This is a genomic window from Nocardia sp. NPDC058244 (assembly GCF_042882065.1).
In the GTDB taxonomy this organism is placed as follows: domain Bacteria; phylum Actinomycetota; class Actinomycetes; order Mycobacteriales; family Mycobacteriaceae; genus Nocardia.
This window is the reverse complement of sequence record NZ_JBHVWX010000001.1, coordinates 1,187,497-1,206,044: the sequence shown is the minus strand read 5'-3', so window position 1 is coordinate 1,206,044 and position 18,548 is coordinate 1,187,497. Positions and strand designations below refer to the sequence as shown.

Below are 18,548 nucleotides of genomic sequence, written 5' to 3'. Positions count from 1 at the left end.
CGTGCCCGACGCCGGAACCGAGCCCGCCGACACCCTCGCCGAGATCGCCGCCTTCGGCTACGAACGCGCCCGCGACGAACTCGTCAACGTCGTCAAGATGCTGGAGCAGGGCGGTCTCGATCTCGACGACTCGCTCGCCCTCTGGGAGCGCGGCGAGGCCCTGGCCACCCGCTGCGAGCAGCACCTGGCCGGTGCCCGCCAGCGCGTGGAAGACGCCATCTCACACGCCGACGACGCGAGCGAGTAGCCGGGCAACGCCGCCTTTACGGCGACGAAACACGGTGCGGGCACCCTGGTGCGCACGTCTCGACGGCACTGGGAGGCACCGCGATGTCACGCACCGAAGCGCTGGCCCGACTGCGCACCGAACTCGGCGCGGTCGACCATTCCGTCGACACGCGCAGGCTGCGCACCAAGAGCCGGGACCGGTTCGCTCAGAGCCCGGTCCTGCGTGATCTGCTGCGCGGCCGCAATGCCGAGATCTTCATCGCCCCGCGCACCAAGGAGGAACTGCGCGTCGCCGTCGCGGCGTGCGCCCGGCATCGGGTTCCGATCACGGTGCGCGGCGCGGGGTCCGGCCAGTTCGGCCAGGGCGTTCCACTTTCCGGCGGCGCGGTGATCGATGTCACCGCCATCGCCGGGGTCGTCGGCTGGCACGGTGACCGAGCCCGACAGCCACCGCGCTCGGTGCGCGCGCTGACCGGCACCGTGGTCGCCGACATCGACGCGACGATCCGCCCGTCCGGCTGGGAGCTGCGGATGCACCCCTCCACCGCGCACCAGGCCACGATCGGCGGCTACATCGCCGGTGGGCACGCGGGGGTCGGCAGCTGCCAGTGGGGCATCCTGCGCGACGCGGGCAATATCACCGCGCTGGAGGTGATGACAGTCGAGGAACAGCCGCGCCTGGTCGAGCTACGCGGCAGCGACGTCACCACCGTGCACCACGCCTACGGCGCCAACGGCATCATCACGGAGGTCGAGCTGCCCGTCGCGCCCGCCTGGGAGTGGCACGAGCTGGTGATCGCGTTCCCGGAATTCGAGCAGGCCGCCCGGTTCTCGGTCGACCTCGGCACCAGCGACGGGGTGCTCAAGAAGGTGGTCTCGCCCCACGCGCATCCGCTCCCGCAGTACTTCCCCGGCCTGGCCGGGCTGATCCCCGACGGTGCGGCGATGGTGCTGGTGCTGGCCGCGGTGCAGTCGGTGCCGAACGTGGAGGATCTGGCGCACGCGTGCGGCGGGCAGGTCCGCTACCGCTGCCTCGAGGGCAAGGGCGTCTACGGCGTGCCGCTCTACGAGTTCACCTGGGGCCATTCGATGCTGCACTACCAGCGCCGCGACGAGCGCCTCACCGGGTTGATGGCGCTGTTCCCGCCCGCCGACCTGTACGCGTCGATCGTGCGGGTGCACCGGGAGTTCGCCGACCTCGGGCCGCTGCACGTGGAGATGAAGCGGATCGACGGCAGCCTGTCCGCCCAGGGCTCGCCGGTGTTCGCCTACGAGAGCCGAGCCCAGCTCGCCGCGATCACCGAGCGCTTGCAGCGGGCCGGGCTCTCCATCGCCAATCCGCACACACCGGTCCTCGGCGCGGGCGGCATGAAACCGTGGGGACCGCGGGAGATCGCGACCAAACGCGCCTTCGACCCGCATGGTCTGCTCGCGCAGGGCAAGGTCGACGACCTGCTCGCCACCGACGTCATCACGACCTCGACGGCCCTGCCCACCTCCGGCTGGACCTACCGGCTCAGTGACACGGCAGGCCGCTGAGCTACTTCGACAGCGGCTGCGCGGTGGTGACCGCCTGCGCCAGCGTGGTGAACGCGGCCTCGTTGCCCGCGCCGGTGATCAGGATCCGGACGCCGCCCAGATCGGTGATCCAGGCGGTCTCCTCGGTCGGTTCGGTGTAGACGACCCACTTCTGCCCGGCGATGTCCTGGGTGCCGGTGGCGTACCGCGAGCCGAGCACGTGGCGGGCGAGGGCTTCCTCGGAGGCGGAGGTCTGCGAATACCGCATGTAGGTGCCCTGCGGAGTCAGGTAGCCGACGGTGCTGACCGGGCCGCCGCCCGAGCTGACGATCGTGTCGCGGCTGCCCGAGTTAGACACCCAGTCCTGCGGCAGCTCCGGCTTGCGGATCGCGAACGGCAGGGTCTTGGCGTCGGATTTCAAGGCCGCGTCGGCGTCGAAATGCGGGATCTGACCTTGGGTCGGACCGTTCGTCGCGACGGTGCACTGGCTCGCCGCGCCCGCCAGCACGATGGCGATCAGCACCAGCGGAATCAGCGACCAGAACAGGTCGCGATAGTCGTTGAAGATCCGGTGCTTCTGCTGGGCCACGGCTACCAGTATCCACTCGGGCTCTGACCAGGCCACCGACGGGGCATCGCAGGTCGTGCACGGGCGTGCCGATCCTAATGCGACAATTGCCCCCGTACACCAACGCCCAAGGAGGCACTTCGCAATGACGGCATCATCGCCCGCCCCCAGCCGCCGCGAGGCACCCGACCGTAACCTCGCACTCGAGCTGGTCCGAGTCACCGAGGCAGGCGCGATGGCAGCGGGCCGCTGGGTCGGCCGCGGCGACAAGGAAGGCGGCGACGGTGCGGCCGTCGACGCCATGCGTCAGCTCGTCAGCTCCGTCTCCATGCAGGGCGTCGTCGTCATCGGCGAGGGCGAGAAGGACGAAGCGCCGATGCTGTACAACGGCGAGGCGGTCGGTGACGGCACCGGTCCCGAGGTCGACTTCGCGGTCGACCCGATCGACGGCACGACGCTGATGTCGAAGGGCTCCCCCGGCGCCATCTCGGTGCTCGCGGTCGCCGAGCGCGGCGCCATGTTCGACCCGTCGGCCGTGTTCTACATGCACAAGATCGCCGTCGGCCCGGACGCCGCGGGCTCGATCGACATCACCGCCCCGATCGGCGAGAACATCCGCCGCGTCGCCAAGGCCAAGAAGTCCTCGGTGTCCGACCTCACCGTCTGCATCCTGGACCGCCCCCGGCACGCCGAGATCATCCAGCAGACCCGCGACGCGGGCGCCCGGATCCGCCTGATCTCCGACGGTGACGTCGCCGGCGCCATCGCCGCCGCGCGCCCCGAGTCCGGCGTCGACATCCTGGTCGGCATCGGCGGCACCCCCGAGGGCATCATCGCCGCCGCCGCGCTGCGCTGCCTCGGCGGTGAACTCCAGGGCATGCTCGCGCCCAAGGACGACGAGGAGCGCCAGAAGGCCATCGACGCGGGCCACGACCTGGACCGCGTCCTGTCCACCACCGACCTGGTCGCCGGCGAGAACGTCTTCTTCTGCGCCACCGGCGTCACCGACGGCGACCTCCTGCGCGGCGTCCGCTACTTCGGCGGCGGCGCCTCCACCCAGTCGATCGTCATGCGCTCCAAGTCCGGCACCGTCCGCATGATCGACGCCTACCACCGCCTCACCAAGCTCCGCGAATACTCCTCCGTCGACTTCGACGGCGACGACAGCGCCAACCCGCCCCTCCCCTGATCCCGTGACGGGCCGCGCACCCGGGGTGCGCGGCCCTGTCCTTGATCGATCCCCGCACAGTTCACTACGGTGGCCTGCAGGGGTACCAGGGGATGGGGGGGGGAACCGACATGAGTGTCATCGACGTGGATTCCGGGCGGTTGCGCTCGGAGATCGCCGCGTTCTACGCCGGGTTCGGCGCTCCGACCGAGCTGTCGGCAGCCTTCGAATCCTCAGCCCTGCTCGTGCCGTTGATCGGCCCCGAAGATCGGGTGTACACACTCGAATCCGGTGCGGTGCAGTGGTTATGCGCGTTCACCGGCGTCGCCGAGTACGCGCATTTCATGACGACACGCGGAGTCGTCGCCGAGCAGGAATATCGATTCCACACCTTCCTCGGCATCCGCCTCCGTGAGTTCGCCGCCGCACAGACGGACCCGACCGGCGTAGCGATCGACATGCTGTCCGCGGCACCCATGGTCTTCCCTCCGGTGATGACGGAAGAACCGACCCGCCACGGACACGGCTGATGTCGGACCTGAATGTCGACCCGGCCCTGCTGAACCAGGCCGCGACCGGTATCACGAGCATCATCAGCGAGCTCTCGGAACTGGGTGTCGGCGAGACCGGCGCGGTGGGTCGGGGATTCTCACAATTGACGATGTCGGCGATGGAAGCGGGAAAGGCGAACGTGCAAGCCACGTTCGAGACCTTCACCGAGCGCTGGTCGTGGGGTGTGCGCGCGCTGGTGCAATCCGGCAACGAGATCGCCGAGGTTCTCGACCTGTCCGCCGGCCGCTACTACCTCATGGACCAGCAGGCCTCGAACACGCTCAAAGAGATGTTCACCCACCTCGCCGGTAACCCGCATCTCACCGACGAGGAAATCGACAAGAAGTCCTGGGACCAGGTCCTCAGCGAGAACACGTGGAACCTCGCCGCCGATCCCAACTACAGCGGAGCTTCATTCTCCGAAGCGTTTTCCCATATGGGCGACAACGTGTCGACGCTGGGCCAGGTCGGGCAGTACCTCGCGACCAATCCGGACAAGGCGTACTCGCTGGACACCGGCGTGGCGGCCAAGGTCACCCAGATCAACGAGGACAGGCAGAAGGCCGGGGGGCAATAGTTCATGGGTATCGGGGATTTCCTCAACGACCTCGGTGACAAGATCGAAGACGGGCTGGAGAGCGCCACCGAGAAGGTCGGCCAGGTCTACAACACCGTCCTCGATGCCGAGTCCAAGGTCGCGAAAGCCGTCGGTGCCGACGGATTGTCGAACTTCCTCGACGATCTGGGCGACAAGATCGTCGACGCCACCGGCGGCTCGGTGCCGGAGAAAGAACTCGGCGAAACCACCGATCCCAAAGAACTGATCCGCGGTGACGTAGCCAAGATCAACGAGGTCGCCGAGCACCTGGGCACCATCGGAACCGCGATCGATCAGACCGGTGACGCACTGCGCAAGATCGATGTCGCCGATTGGTCGGGTTCTGCGGCCTCCGCCTTCCACGACGAATACTCCAAGCAGCCCAAGCTGTGGTGGGACGGCGCGGACGCGATGGGCAAGGCCAAGACCGCGTTGGCCGCGTGGTCGGCCGAAGTCACCGCCGCGCAAGCCAAAGCTTCCGACGCCATCGCGAAGTGGGAAGCCGCCGACCGCGAGGAACGCGACCGCAAGAACGAGTGGAACGCGAAATCCGACGAGGACCGCAAGGGCAAGAACCTCACCGACACCTGGACCGATATCCGCAACGAGGCCAGGGCGATCCTGACCGGCGCCCGCACCCAACGCGACAACGCCGCGAACTCCGCCGTCGCCGCGATCGCCGCGGCAACCGAGACCGCGCCCACCGAACCACCATTCCTGTCCCGGTGGGGCAGCAACTTCGAAGACCTCAGCGCGGCGCTGGACCAGGCAAAACTCAACTTCTCGTCCGGCCTGCTGACCTCACTGACCGGAATGGTCCAGTTCGTGCGATCGATCTCACCGATCGACGCCTACAACGCCACCCATCCCGCCGAGTACCTGTCGAAGATGTCGGATCTCGGCACCGGCATGGTGCTGGCCGCCGCCGATCCCAAAGCGACCGCGTCGGCCATGCTGTCCGGCTTCAAGACCAACCCTTCCGAAGCGCTCGGCGCGCTGACCGGTGACGCCTTGATGACCGTGGCGACCGGTGGTGCCGGTGGTGCCGCCAAAGCCGGCGCGAATGTGGTCGACAAGGCTTCCGAGGCCGCGCGCCTCGGCAATGCCGGGCGCAATGTCATCGACGACACCGCCGGTGCTGCGTCCCGAAACGCGCCGCACGACGTCCCCGAGGCACCCAAGACCCAGCCCGCGGCCCATGCGCCGGAGAACCCCGCGGCTCCTGCGAACGACGCCCCGGCGGCGAACCCCAGCCCGGAAGCACCGACCAACCCCGCCGGGCACGGCGGTGACCCGGATGTGCCTGCACCGGACAACCTTCGCGCCAACGATCCGGAATCCCCGAAGCTCGACGACAACGCACCCGCACCCCGCGACGGCTCCCCCGAATCGCCCGCACCCGCGACCACACCGGAAAGCCCGGGAGCCGGCACAAACCCCGATGCCCCGCCGGTTCGCGAGGACGGAGCTCCACACAACGGCGATGCGGACAACGGTCCCGAGCCCGACCCGGAGGTCCCCAACGATCGGGGCGACGGGAAGCCCGAATCGGATTCGCCGGGAGCGGCATCCCCGGATCCCGACAACGCGCCGCCCACAAACCCCGACAACGCGGCTCCCCACACCGACGACGCGGGAAACCACCAGGGTGACACCGACGGCGACACCCAGCCTGGCGCGCACAACGGTCCCGACAGCGGCGCCCCGAACAATTCCGACAACCTGATCGACCGGGACGGCAACGACCGAGGCGGAGATGGAAAGCCGAGCGTGGGCGACGACGCCCAGACCGACGGACCCGCGAAGACCGCCACCGACGACCAAACGCCCAAGGCCGGTGATCCGGTCAAGATCGCCACCGGCGATTTCCTCCTCCCCCTGACAGACATCGATCTCCCCGGTGTCCTGCGCCTGGCCCTCAAGCGAGCTCACCACTCCAACTACCGGTTCGGCCGCTGGTTCGGTCCTTCGTGGTCCGCCACGCTGGACATGCGCGTCGTTGTCGACGACGACTGTGTCACGGTCGTTTTCGAAGACGGGATGCTGCTCGCCTATCCGCACGCGGAAGTCGGCGTCGGCGTCGAACCGATCACCGGCGGACAACGCTGGAAGCTCACCCGCACCGACACCGGCGGGTACCGGCTCTGGGACCCGGATCGCGAACTGGTCTGGCATTTCGCACCCGAACCCACACTCGACGGCCTCGACACGCTGCTCGGCAATTTCGCGATCTCCGCGATCACCGACCGCCACCACAACCGGATCCGCTTCCACTACAACGACAATGGCGATCCGATCGAAGTCACCCACTCCGGCGGCTATCGCGTCGTCCTCGACTCCGCCGATGGCAGGGTCACCGCGATCTCCGTGGCAGGCGAACTCGATGGCGTCGAAACCTCTACTCCGGTACGCGAATTCGGCTACGAGAACGGCGACCTGACCACCGTCACGAACGGCGTCGGGGGCGTCACGCGCTTCGACTACGACGACGAGCACCGCATGCTGTCGTGGACCGATTCCAATGGCAGTTGGGTCACCAACACCTATGACGAGTCCGGCCGGGTGGTCTCCCAGCGCGGCACCAACGGCGTCTTCGACGCCGAATACGAATACCTGGAATTCGGCAACGGCACCGGTCGCCTGACCCGCATGACCGACTCCCGGGGCGCAGTCACCGGCTATGGATTCGACAGCGACCTACGTCTGCGCGATCTCCGCGCACCCGACGGCGGCCACCGGCACATCGACTACAACGCGGCCCGGAAGCCGCTCTCGGTGAGCGAACCAGACGGCGCGACAACCACTTACAACTACACCGCTGACGGCGATGTCGCCGTCATCACCCGACCCGACGGTCGCCAGATCACCATCGACTACGCCTACCCGAACCGCCCGTCGACCGTCACCAATGCCGACGGCACCACGCAGCACCGTGAGTGGGACAAGGCAGGCAACCTCGTCGCGGTCATCGACCCCGCCGGCGCGCGAACCGAGTACCGCCACCACGAAGGCGGCGCGGTCGCCGAAATCCGCGACCCCGACGGCGCCCGAACCCAGATCGACGTCGACCTCGCGGGTCTGCCGGTCAAGGTGACAGACCCCTACGGCGCATCCACCGAAATCCGACGCGACACCTTCGGCCGCCCCATCCAGGTCACCAACCAACTCGGCGCCGTCACCTCCTACGAGTGGACACCCGAAGGCCGACCCGCCCGCCGCGTCGACCCCGACGGCTACGCGGAATCCTGGACCTACGACGGCGAGAACAACCTCCTCACCCACACCAACCGAGCCGGCCACATCACGTCATACGCCTACGGCGGCTTCGACAAGGTCTCCACCCGCACCGACCCCGACGGCTCGGTCCACCGCTACCTCTACAACACCGAACGCGCCCTCACCGCCGTCATCAATCCCCTCGGCCAACGCTGGACCTACGAATACGACCTCGCAGGCCGCCTCGAAGCCGAAACCGACTACACCGGCGCCACGACCCGCTACACGTACACCTCCACGGGCCGGGTCGCGACGGTCACCCCGGCCACCGGCGTCACCCGCCACCACACCTACGACAACCTCGGCAACCTCCTCGATATCACCGCCGACACCGGCGAATACATCCGCAACACCTACGACCCCGCAGGCCGCGTCCTCACCGCCGTCAACGGCACCGCCGAAGCGATCACCCACACCCTCCGCTTCACCTACACCCCCACCGGCCAGGTCGCCACCGAACAACTAGACGACCAGCCCCCGATGCGCAACGACTACGACCACCGCAGCCGCCGCATCCGCCGAACCACCCCCAGCGGCGCCGTCACCACCTGGAACCACGACACGCTCAACCGCGTCGCCAGCCTCGACGCCGACGGCGAACGCATCACCTTCAACTACGACCCTGCAAGCCGTCTGACCGGCTGGCGTATCGGCGAAGTACAGATCGACCGCACCTTCACCCCGACCAACCAACTCGCCTCCCAAACCGTCACCGGCTTCCCCTCCATGGGCCTGAACCTCGATTTCGGAGACACCCCGCCCCGCCCAGATCCCTTTGTCATTCGCCACGACGAATACACCTACTGCACCGACGGTTTCCTCGCCGCCCACACCACGACCCGGTCCGACACTGCCCCCACTCACCGCAGGTACGACCTCGACTCCATCGGCCGAGTCACCGCTATCGCCGACAACGGCACCCTTTCCGAGACGTATTCCTACGACGCGCTCTCCAACATCACGTCTGCTCTCACACCCAACACCCCAACCTCATCCCGCGACCGCCGCGAATACCGTAACAATCTCCTCGTCCGTGATGGCCGCACCCAATTCCACTATGACTCCGCTGGCCGCCTGATCCGCAAAGTCACCCGGGACTCCTACAAACCAATAATTTGGCACTATCGCTACAATGCGTTCGGCCAACTGACAGATATTTACACGCCAGAAAAGGAATGGTGGCATTACTCCTACGATCCGGTCGGTAGGCGCACCGAGAAGCAAAACATTGGACGGGATAATCAAAACATCTCGTCCACGACCTCCTACCATTGGGACGGGACAAAAATTGTCTCAGAGAGCGCACCGGATTCAAGGTCCACCACCCTTTGGACATACCAACCTGGAACTTTCAGACCGATCCTCCAGTTATGTCGAGCCGAAGAACGAAACCTCTCTCTAGACACTATGCTAGAGGGCCACCCTGGGACGTTGTCGGAGTTGGTCGATCCCAACACCTGCACGATCACTGCCCGAGGGCAGAGCGATTTCTGGGGACAAACAATTTGGAGTGGCAGCCGCACTACAAGAATACGATTTCCCGGCCAGTATCACGATATCGAGTCCGGGTTGCACTACAGCCTATTCAGAACCTACGATCCGTCTTCCGGCCGGTTCTTAACATCCGATCCTCTCGGCCTAATACCCGCGGATAACCCGAACTCCTATCCGAGAAATACTTCACGATGGGCAGACCCGCTGGGACTTACTCCCGATGTTTACAGCGGCAATACGAATGGTGGCTCATGGAGCCCGGAACAGGAGCCATATTTGTACCGTGGCGTCCCTCATCAGGGACCACTTGACCCGGAAGAATTCCAGCGAATGTATCAGAATGCCCTCGACGGTATTGCGGAACCCCGCGGCGGACCCAACTCTGCACAAGGCCACGTAGGTGGCCAAACCGAAAGCCCCTACACTTCGTGGACTACCGACTACGATGACGTCGCACTCGATGCAGCAACCGAGTTGCCCGGCCCTGGCGTGGTCATGCGCATCCCGAACGCAGACGGTCCCGACTACCATCGCGTAGGCGGAATAAATTACCCGTACGCCGAGTCGGAAGTTACGATCATGGGCACCGTCACAGGCGCCGATGTCAGAGTCCTTGGTGGCCCTTGGCGATCCACCAGATAGCACAAAGAGAAGCCCGACAGACAGCCAGCGATATCGGGCCATACATGGCCAGACGCCCGGTGGTGTGGATACCGCTAACAACATGCCCAGGAAGGCTTGATAGAGCATGGACCGAGAGGCATTGGAGCACCTGGTAGCGGACGCCATCCCAAGAGGAATTGCCGATCCGAACCTACTCGCCCGAATACGTCAGGCATCGGAAATAGGTGCGCACCCCGCGTCCAGACCGAGCTTGCTTCGAATCTACAAGCGGAGATTAAAACACACTCGCGGCGACGCCACGCTCACGAGACTGACCGAGGATCTTGTCGATTTCTTGACGACCTATCCGCACGACGATTTATTGATGATAGAGGTTGCCAACGAGGACGGCTACTACACTTTTCTACTAGCCGACCTCGAAGCGTCACAACTTCTTCACTGGATGCAGATGTTCGGTGCGGGCAAAACCACGCCAGATTAGACCTATCGCAATCGAGCAGCAGTCCAGATGCGACCGAAAGGCGCATTTTCCCAACCAAGCCCGCAGCGAAAAATCATAGCGTAGGCAAGTAACGGGCACCGAAATAGCCCGGTTCTTGGCAGTGCTCGCGTGCGACCTGCACATCCACCATACTACTACGAAATTCGAGTCATCGACGATGAATTACCTCTCCGAGGCACGGAAGCTTCCACGATCATAGAAGGATTGCCGCTCTATGTGTTCGCCACCCCAAATGCAGTCAATCGACTGACGAAATCGGCGGCTATCCCGCTGCCGGTTGCGTGAACGCACCATGAGAGCCAATTCCAATGTCATCGCGCACACTGATCTGATTTCTCAGCATTCACACTCAGTAACCAACTTGGCAAGATCAATGTTTGCCCGACATTCTCATAGTCGAATCGGCCTTCTCCACCAAAGCCGATCGCAGGACCGCAGCTACAACCGATACGGGTCCACCAGACTGATCGGGGTTCGGGCCGTCTCCAGTACATTCTGCGGAAAGCTTTCCCCAGCAACGTAATAGCGTGCCCGCGTTCGCCCGACCGGCCGCAAGATGTCGCGCTGTACCAGTACCTTCAGATCTCGCTGGGCCTGCTGCACGCTCAGCCCTTCGCTCATTCCGTACCGTGACCTACGAACTCGGCCGGCCATCGCCACGTCATGCAACGCGGACAGGGTCCGTTCGTCGATTCCGGTTTTCACCGCGAACTCCGACGATTGCTCCCACACCCGCCCCGACCGCTCGAACCTCGCGTGCACGGTCTGTGCCTGCTGGTGATAGGCGAGCAGATTGAAGGTGATCCATTCGGAGACGTCCTGATCCGGCCGATAGTGCGCACCGCGGCGGGCCAGCACCTGGTAGTACTCCCAGGTGTTTCCCGGCCGCCCGAGCCACGCCTCGATCGACGAGAACTCCGGCGCCAGTACACCTTCCCGCGCGATCAGCAAGGTTTGCAGGGACCGCGACATCCGGCCGTTGCCGTCACACCAGGGGTGAATCGACACCAGATGGAGGTGCGCCATTGCGGCGCGTACGAGGGCGTGCGTGTCGTCAGGGCTGTTCAGCCACACCACCAGCTCATCCGTAAGAACGGGTACCTCGTCTGCATCGGGAGCGGTATAGGCCGCGATACTGGGGTCCCGCGCGTCGGTGACATAGACTGGACCGGAACGCCACTGACCGGCGGGCTTGCGTGAAGTGTGCCGGTGACCCTGCAGGATCCAGTGCAGTGCGTTCAGCTGCCCCTTGCTGAAACGGAAGTCCGGGGCATCATGAAGCGTTTGCAGGTAGGTCATCATCCGCTGGTAAGCGAGCGTCTCCTCCCGATTCTCATCGGACACATCGACGTCCTGCTCACCGGCCATCAGGTCCTCTACGTCTACGGTGGAGACCTTGAATCCCTCGATCGAGTTCGAAGCCGCCACCGCGTCAGCGGTGAGGAACTTCCGCAGCCCACCGGTCCACTTCGCCGGAACGCCTTGCACCTGGCGCCGAAGTCGTTCCCGCATGCTGTCGACCTCGGCCAGCACTTTCTCGTCCTGGCCATTCAGCCGCGGCGTGGGGAACAACATCACCTAATGATGCATTGACGCGATCATTACGTCAATCAGCGCCCAGATGCGATCTATTGCCTTGCGACCTGGCGCCGAGATGGATCTGATTATCAGATTCTGATACCCTGACTAAATGAAGGAGATCAGTGCGACCGAGGCCGCGCGGGCGTTCGCGCGGGTTCTCGATGAGGCCGAGGCGGGGGAAGAGTTCGTCATTACCCGTAAGGGCGTGTGTGTGGCGCGCCTCGTTCCGGCGCCGCGGGCGAACGGTAAGAGCCTGAACAAGCTGGCAAAGCAGTGGGCGGGCCACATCGGTTTGGATGCGGAGTTCGAGGCTGCGGTCGAGTCGATCGACCGATACGCGAGCGCCGACGCGGACAGCGATCCATGGGAAGACTGATCCTCGATACCGGCATTCTGATCGCCATCGATCGTGGCACTGTCGCCCTCCCTGATGTCATCGCCGATGACGACAACGTCGCCGTCGCGGCGGTCGTCATCGCGGAGTACCTCACCGGGCTGGCTGGTCAGACGAACCCGGCCAAGCAAGCGAGCGCGCGAGCCTTCCTCACCGAGTTCCGGGCCATCGTGCCGAGCATCCCTTACGACGACTCGGTCGCCGAGCATCATGCTGAGCTACTGACTTACGTCCGGGGTACGGGGTCGCCCCGAGGTGCGCACGATCTGATCATCGCGGCGACCGCGCGGGCGACCGGGCGCACCGTCGTCACTACCGACAAACGCGCCGATTTCGGCGCACTTCCCGGAGTAGACGTCCGCCTGGTCGGGTGATGGCGTATTCCCCGCCGGAGTGTGGGATTTTGCGGGGGTGTGGGGACCCCATTCGGGGTGGGATCGTCCTAGGGTCGAGTCATGGCTGATGACGACGTGCAGTACCGCATCGAGCACGACACGATGGGGGAGGTTCGGGTTCCGGTCGACGCGTTGTGGCGGGCGCAGACGCAGCGGGCCGTGGAGAACTTTCCGATCAGTGGGCGGGGGTTGGAGCGGGCGCAGATCCGGGCGCTGGGGCTGTTGAAGGCGGCTTGCGCGCAGGTCAACAAGGATCTGGGGTTGCTGGATCCGGGGAAGGCGGACGCGATCATCGCGGCGGCGAACGAGATCGCCGAGGGGCGCCACGATGATCAGTTCCCGATCGATGTGTTCCAGACCGGGTCGGGCACCAGTTCCAATATGAACGCCAACGAGGTGATCGCCTCGATCGCGGCGCGCAACGGGGTGAGCGTGCACCCCAACGACGACGTGAACATGTCGCAGTCGTCCAACGACACCTTCCCCACCGCCACGCATCTGGCCGCCACCGAGGCCGTCATCACCGAACTGGTTCCGGCGCTGGACCATCTGCGCCTCGCGCTGCTGGACAAGTCGGAGCAGTGGCGCACGGTGGTGAAGTCGGGCCGCACGCATCTGATGGACGCGGTGCCGGTGACGCTGGGGCAGGAGTTCGGCGGCTACACCCGCCAGATCGAGGCGGGCATCGAGCGGGCGCTGGCCACGCTGCCGCGGCTGGGCGAGCTGCCGATCGGCGGCACCGCGGTCGGCACCGGGCTCAACGCGCCCGCCGGTTTCGGCACGAAGGTCGTCGCGGAACTGGTGCGCAGCACCGGAATCGACGCGCTGCGCGAGGCGAAGGATCACTTCGAGGCCCAGGCCGCGCGCGACGGGCTGGTCGAGGCCTCCGGCGCGCTGCGCACTATCGCGGTCAGCCTGACCAAGATCGCCAACGACATCCGCTGGATGGGGTCGGGCCCGCTGACCGGTCTCGGCGAGCTGCAGCTGCCGGATCTGCAGCCGGGCAGCTCGATCATGCCGGGCAAGGTGAATCCGGTTCTGCCCGAAGCGGTCACGCAGGTCGCGGTGCAGGTCGTCGGCAACGACGCGGCCATCGCGTTCGGCGGCGCGAGCGGCGCGTTCGAGCTCAATGTCTACATCCCGGTGATGGCGCGCAACCTGCTCGAGTCGATTCGGCTGCTGGCCAACGTCTCTCGGCTGTTCGCCGACAAGTGCGTCGTCGGTCTGGTCGCCAACGAGGAGCATCTGCGCACGCTGGCCGAATCGTCGCCGTCGATCGTCACCCCGCTCAACTCGGCCATCGGCTACGAGGAGGCGGCCGCTGTCGCCAAACAGGCACTGCGCGAGAAGAAGACGATCCGCCAGACGGTCATCGACCGGGGCCTGACCCCGGACAAGCTCTCGGTCGAGGAGCTCGACAGCAAGCTCGACGTGCTGGCGATGGCCAACGTGGACCGCGACTGAAACGGCGAACGGCCGTCACCTCGCGAGGTGACGGCCGTTCGCGCGAAAGCTCAGGCCAGGTGCGCCAGTTCGGCGCGGGCCTTCTCGCCTTCTTCGCTGAAGTCGGTGCGGGTGAAGATGTTCCAGCGCTGCAGCAGCGGCTTGAACACCAGCTCGCCTTCCTTGGCGGGGTCGTAGATGCCCGCCGCGGCCAGGGCTTCGTCGCTGGAACCGCCGCCGGGCAGGTCGACGTGCGGGACGCGGAAGGCGGCGACCTGGTCGGCGATGGCGCGCACGGCCTGGTCGGGGACCAGGTCGAGGGCGGCGGCGACGAGGACGGCGAAGAAGTCGGCCTGCAGTTCGTCGTCGGCGGCCAGCTTCTCGGCGATGGCGGTGACGACCGGGTTCTCCCCGAGCGCGGCGGTGTTGCGGTGCCGGATCGCGGCGGCGAGCTCTTCGAAGGCACAGGTGGCCAGCACGTCGATCAGGTGCAGCGGCGGACGGTTGAAGCCCTCGGTCATGTGCGCCATGCGGGCCCGCTCGAGCGCGACCGGATCCACCGCGCGCGTCACCATCAGGTAGTTGCGGATCAGGATCTCGTGGCGGTTCTCCTCGGCCGTCCACCGGCCGACCCAGCGCCACCACGGACCGGTGCGCAGATGCTTGCCGAGCTCCCGGTGGTAGGAGGGCAGATTGTCGGCGACCAGGACGCTCACCGTCAGCGCGAGCTCGGCGGTCGCGCTCAGCTCGGACTGCTCGGGGGTCCAGTCGGTGCCGCCGAGGAAGGCGAAGTTGCGCCCGTCGGCCCACGGCACGAACTCGTGCGGCTGCCAGCCCTCGGCCACCTCGGTGTGCCGCGCCAGGTTGGTTTCCACCACATCCGCGAGCGAATCCAGCAGCTCACGGTCGGTCAAAGTTTTCTGCACCCCGACAACATAGTGGTTCGGCCGTCGGCGCGGGGACCTACGGGGCGATCGGGTCCCCACGCCGGACCGGGGCACGAGCTACTTCGTGGTCACCGTGGTCTCGCCGTTGACCCAGACGATGGTGCCGCCGGTGAACTCGCTCTGCTTGCCACCGTTGGCGGTGTTGGTCTCGTCGCTGGTCGGGTAGCCGAGCTGGCCGTTGGCGCCGCCCTGTTCCTCCCAGGTCTCGCGGATGTCACCCCACACGATGTGGGCGCCGGAGTCGCTGCTCCAGTAGATGGTGCCGCCGGTGAAGTCCTGGTACTGGCCGCCGTTGGGGCCGCTCTCCTGGGGCTCTTCGGGGGCGCCGAGCGGGCTGCTCGCGCCGCCGACCGCGACGTACTTCTTGTAGACCTCGCCGGAGACGGTGATGTCGCCGTTCGGGGTGGAGATGGTGGTCGAGCCGCCCGCCGCGGTCGCGGTGGTGGTCATCCCGCCTTCGCCGGGGGTGGTGGTCGCCGCGCCTTCGCCGGGAGTGGTCGTCATCCCGCCGTGGTCCATGGTGGTGGTCGACCCGGCGCCGCCCATGACCGAGGTCACGGTGCCGACGGTGTCGTTGGCCTTGTCCTTGTCCTCGTCGCTGCAACCCGCGGCGAGCAACAGTCCGGCAGCGGCGAGAACCGCGGCGCCGCCTGCGGCAGTACGTCGAGCGAAGTGGTTCATATCCATCCTCTCGCGAGTGGCCCCCCGGGGGCACGCCCCCGGAATGGAGCCTGGCCGACATCCGCAACGGCCCGGCGGAACAGTGTTCGCCGAGCCGTTGCTGGATTGGTGTCGTGGCGGATAATACCCACAGTTCGCCGTAATCAAACGGATTCAGGCCGCGACGCGGCCTGATTGCCGAGCGATCAGGCGTTCGGTCCGTACTCCTCGAGCATCTCGGTCACCAGCGCCGCGATCGGCGAGCGCTCGGAACGGGTGAGCGTGATGTGCGCGAAAAGCGGGTGCCCCTTGAGCTTCTCGATCACCGCGGCTACGCCGTCGTGCCTGCCGACCCGCAGATTGTCGCGCTGGGCGACATCGTGGGTGAGCACCACGCGGGAGCCGGTGCCCAGCCGGCTCAGCACCGTCAGCAGCACATTGCGCTCGAGCGACTGCGCCTCGTCGACGATCACGAAGGAATCGTGCAGCGAGCGCCCGCGGATGTGGGTCAGCGGCAGCACTTCGAGCATGTCGCGGCTGAGCACCTCCTCCATCACCTCGCGGCTGGCCAGCCCGTCGAGCGTGTCGAAGACGGCCTGCGCCCACGGGCCCATCTTCTCGCTCTCCGAACCGGGCAGGTACCCCAGTTCCTGGCCGCCCACCGCGTACAGCGGCCGGAACACGACCACCTTGCGCTGGGTCCGCCGCTCCAGCACGGCTTCCAGCCCGGCGGTCAGCGCGAGCGCCGACTTTCCGGTGCCGGCCCGGCCACCCATCGACACGATGCCGATGCTCTCGTCGAGCAGCAGATCGAGCGCGATCCGCTGTTCGGCGGAGCGGCCGTGCAGGCCGAACGCCTCCCGCTCGCGGACCAGCTGGACCCGCTTGTCGGCGGTGACCCGGCCCAGCGCGCTGGAGCTGCTGCCCAGCAGCCGGATCCCGGTGTGGCAGGGCAGTTCCCGCGCCTCGTCCAGGTCGATCACCGAATCGGCGTAGAGCTGGTCGATCTGGGTGCCCGCGACATCGAGTTCGACCATGCCGCTCCAGCCGGAGGTGACCACGTCCTGGGCGTGGTACTCGTCGGCGGACAGGCCGACCGCGCTCGCCTTGACCCGCAGCGGGATGTCCTTGGACACCAGCACCACGTCCTCGCCCTCGGCCGAGAAGTTCAGCGCGCAGGCCAGGATGCGGGAATCGTTGGTCTCCGAACGGAATCCGGCGGGCAACACCGACGGATCGGTGTGGTTGAGCTCCACCTGCAGTGTGCCGCCCTCGGTGCCGATCGGCAGCGCCTGGTCGAGCCTGCCGTGGTTGACCCGCAGGTCGTCGAGCATCCGCAGGGCTTCCCTGGCGAACCAGCCGAGTTCGTGGTGGTGTCGCTTGGCCTCCAGTTCACTGATCACGACCAGCGGTAGAACCACCTTGTGTTCGCCGAACCTGGTGACGGCCCACGGATCCGAGAGCAGGACCGAGGTGTCGACGATGAAAGTCTTGCGACCGGAACGCGAGGGGCGGACCCCCTTCTTCGAGGCCGAGGCCGTGTGCATCGCGGGGGCGGAAACGGAGCGTGCAGCAGTCACGGTGGGCTCCTTATGTGTTCGCACGGCACCCGCGCGAACGATCTCGCTGGACCGGTCCGTCCTGGTAGGCGGTGACGCGCTGGTCAACCGCCACGAGGGCCGGGTGCCGGCCCTCTCGCACTGAGTTGCTCAGTCACGGTCAGGACCTCCCGTACGAGTCACACCGACGCGACCCGCATCACCGACGCTACCGTCCATCTCCCGGCCGCGCTGCCGGACAGCCGCACGTGTCCGTGAATTTGTCGTTAACCGGCGCCGACGCAGCGGATCCGCGCCAGGTGAGTCGCCGAGCGCTAGAGTCGAGGCATGGCCGAAGACCAGGATCTGGAGAAGCTGTCGTCGAAGGAACTGCACGATCGCGCGGTGAAGACGGCCGTGCGGCGCGGCGACGTGAAGTTCCTGTGGAACCTGCTCAAGTCGATCCCGGCGGCCCAGGCCGAAGCGGGCGAGCTCGGTGAGAGCGAGGCCGACATCAAGTACGTGCTGCCGATGATCGACGACTACATCCACGCGGGCGACGGCAAACTGGCCGATGTCCTGCGGCCCACCTACCTGGACTACCTGAGCAAGCACCGGTAGTCCGGGCCGGGCTCAGCGGCGCAGCACCGCCCGCGCCGCCCCGACGACCGTGCCGCGCAGCACATTGCCCATGCTGAAGTGGTCGTCCCACAGCACGATCCGGCCCTCGCGCAGTTCGAAGGTGCCGCTCACCCAGAACCCGATCCGGACCGGTCCGGCGCGCAGATAATCGGTGCGGTCGGTGAGCACGATGTCACCGGTGCCCGCGATGTGGTGCATGTCCGCCCCGAACCCCAGCTGCGGCCGGTCCAGCCCGCGCAACAGCGTGGCGACCCGGTCCTTGCCACGGACGGTCGGCAGTCCGGTGTTCTTCCAGACGATCGCCGGGTCGAGTAGGTCGAGCGCCTCGTCGACGGAGCCGAGTTCGAGCGCGGCGAAGAACTCGCGCACGACGGTGACGGCGTCCTCCGGCAGCTCCGGTTGGTCGGTCATGAGGCGAGC

The 18,548-nt window shown here is 66.4% G+C and carries 17 protein-coding genes; 11 read left to right on the top strand and 6 right to left on the bottom strand.

Features of this window, described 5'->3' with window-relative positions:
* The first annotated feature begins 1 nt into the window (after position 1).
* A complete protein-coding gene (locus ACFVW6_RS05620; RefSeq protein ID WP_378823402.1) occupies positions 2-247 on the top strand; it encodes an exodeoxyribonuclease VII small subunit in 246 nt (81 codons plus the stop codon).
* An 83-nt stretch (positions 248-330) separates the two neighbouring features.
* The gene (locus tag ACFVW6_RS05615) at positions 331-1,767 is read left to right on the top strand and encodes an FAD-binding oxidoreductase (RefSeq protein WP_378823403.1); all 1,437 of its coding nucleotides are present in this window, start codon (positions 331-333) and stop codon (positions 1,765-1,767) included.
* 1 nt (position 1,768) lies between these two features.
* Here the strand turns inward: ACFVW6_RS05615 and ACFVW6_RS05610 are convergent, their stop codons facing one another.
* Positions 1,769-2,335 carry a DUF4245 domain-containing protein gene (locus tag ACFVW6_RS05610; protein WP_357343062.1) on the bottom strand — a complete coding sequence of 189 codons (567 nt, stop codon included), beginning with the start codon at positions 2,333-2,335 and terminating at the stop codon, positions 1,769-1,771.
* Positions 2,336-2,459: 124 nt separating this feature from the next.
* Here ACFVW6_RS05610 and glpX point away from each other — a divergent pair, with 124 nt between their 5' ends.
* The 5 genes from glpX (at position 2,460) to ACFVW6_RS05585 (ending at position 10,507) form a co-directional block, all read left to right on the top strand.
* Positions 2,460-3,503 (top strand): class II fructose-bisphosphatase, encoded by a 1,044-nt coding sequence (gene glpX, locus ACFVW6_RS05605; protein ID WP_019048976.1) that lies wholly within the window; start codon positions 2,460-2,462, stop codon positions 3,501-3,503.
* Between the two features lie 41 nt (positions 3,504-3,544).
* Positions 3,545-4,012, top strand: coding sequence for a hypothetical protein (locus ACFVW6_RS05600; protein ID WP_378823405.1), 468 nt, complete (start codon positions 3,545-3,547; stop codon positions 4,010-4,012).
* Entirely contained in the window at positions 4,012-4,611 is a 600-nt protein-coding gene (locus ACFVW6_RS05595) for a hypothetical protein (RefSeq protein ID WP_378823408.1), read from the top strand. Before ACFVW6_RS05600 ends, ACFVW6_RS05595 begins: the two co-directional genes overlap by 1 nt.
* A gap of 3 nt (positions 4,612-4,614) precedes the next feature.
* Positions 4,615-10,044, top strand: coding sequence for a putative T7SS-secreted protein (locus ACFVW6_RS05590; protein ID WP_378823410.1), 5,430 nt, complete (start codon positions 4,615-4,617; stop codon positions 10,042-10,044).
* 106 nt (positions 10,045-10,150) lie between these two features.
* The gene (locus ACFVW6_RS05585) at positions 10,151-10,507 is read left to right on the top strand and encodes a hypothetical protein (protein ID WP_378823411.1); all 357 of its coding nucleotides are present in this window, start codon (positions 10,151-10,153) and stop codon (positions 10,505-10,507) included.
* 459 nt (positions 10,508-10,966) lie between these two features.
* On the opposite strand, the gene ACFVW6_RS05580 is transcribed toward ACFVW6_RS05585, so the two are convergent.
* Positions 10,967-12,103 carry a Fic family protein gene (locus tag ACFVW6_RS05580; protein ID WP_378823413.1) on the bottom strand — a complete coding sequence of 379 codons (1,137 nt, stop codon included), beginning with the start codon at positions 12,101-12,103 and terminating at the stop codon, positions 10,967-10,969.
* A 115-nt stretch (positions 12,104-12,218) separates the two neighbouring features.
* On the opposite strand from ACFVW6_RS05580, the gene ACFVW6_RS05575 reads away from it, so the two are divergent.
* The 3 genes from ACFVW6_RS05575 to ACFVW6_RS05565 all read left to right on the top strand — a co-directional run bounded on the left by ACFVW6_RS05575 (position 12,219) and on the right by ACFVW6_RS05565 (position 14,362).
* Entirely contained in the window at positions 12,219-12,485 is a 267-nt protein-coding gene (locus ACFVW6_RS05575) for a type II toxin-antitoxin system prevent-host-death family antitoxin (protein WP_355276509.1), read from the top strand.
* Positions 12,473-12,877 (top strand): type II toxin-antitoxin system VapC family toxin, encoded by a 405-nt coding sequence (locus tag ACFVW6_RS05570; protein WP_355276511.1) that lies wholly within the window; start codon positions 12,473-12,475, stop codon positions 12,875-12,877. The genes ACFVW6_RS05575 and ACFVW6_RS05570 overlap by 13 nt, the downstream gene beginning before the upstream one ends.
* An 81-nt stretch (positions 12,878-12,958) precedes the next feature.
* Complete coding sequence (locus ACFVW6_RS05565) at positions 12,959-14,362, top strand: class II fumarate hydratase (protein ID WP_378823416.1); 1,404 nt, start codon at positions 12,959-12,961, stop codon at positions 14,360-14,362.
* A gap of 50 nt (positions 14,363-14,412) precedes the next feature.
* On the opposite strand, the gene ACFVW6_RS05560 is transcribed toward ACFVW6_RS05565, so the two are convergent.
* The 3 genes from ACFVW6_RS05560 to ACFVW6_RS05550 all read right to left on the bottom strand — a co-directional run bounded on the left by ACFVW6_RS05560 (position 14,413) and on the right by ACFVW6_RS05550 (position 17,528).
* Positions 14,413-15,267 carry an acyl-ACP desaturase gene (locus ACFVW6_RS05560; RefSeq protein ID WP_357343046.1) on the bottom strand — a complete coding sequence of 285 codons (855 nt, stop codon included), beginning with the start codon at positions 15,265-15,267 and terminating at the stop codon, positions 14,413-14,415.
* 78 nt (positions 15,268-15,345) lie between these two features.
* On the bottom strand, positions 15,346-15,969 hold the full coding sequence (locus ACFVW6_RS05555; protein ID WP_378823418.1) for an LGFP repeat-containing protein: 624 nt from the start codon (positions 15,967-15,969) through the stop codon (positions 15,346-15,348).
* A 185-nt stretch (positions 15,970-16,154) separates the two neighbouring features.
* Positions 16,155-17,528 (bottom strand): PhoH family protein, encoded by a 1,374-nt coding sequence (locus tag ACFVW6_RS05550; protein WP_355276519.1) that lies wholly within the window; start codon positions 17,526-17,528, stop codon positions 16,155-16,157.
* A 306-nt stretch (positions 17,529-17,834) separates the two neighbouring features.
* Between ACFVW6_RS05550 and ACFVW6_RS05545 the strand changes: the two genes are divergently transcribed.
* The gene (locus ACFVW6_RS05545; protein ID WP_355276521.1) at positions 17,835-18,107 is read left to right on the top strand and encodes a hypothetical protein; all 273 of its coding nucleotides are present in this window, start codon (positions 17,835-17,837) and stop codon (positions 18,105-18,107) included.
* Positions 18,108-18,119: 12 nt separating this feature from the next.
* On the opposite strand, the gene ACFVW6_RS05540 is transcribed toward ACFVW6_RS05545, so the two are convergent.
* Entirely contained in the window at positions 18,120-18,539 is a 420-nt protein-coding gene (locus tag ACFVW6_RS05540) for a limonene-1,2-epoxide hydrolase family protein (RefSeq protein WP_357343042.1), read from the bottom strand.
* Positions 18,540-18,548 lie beyond the last annotated feature (9 nt).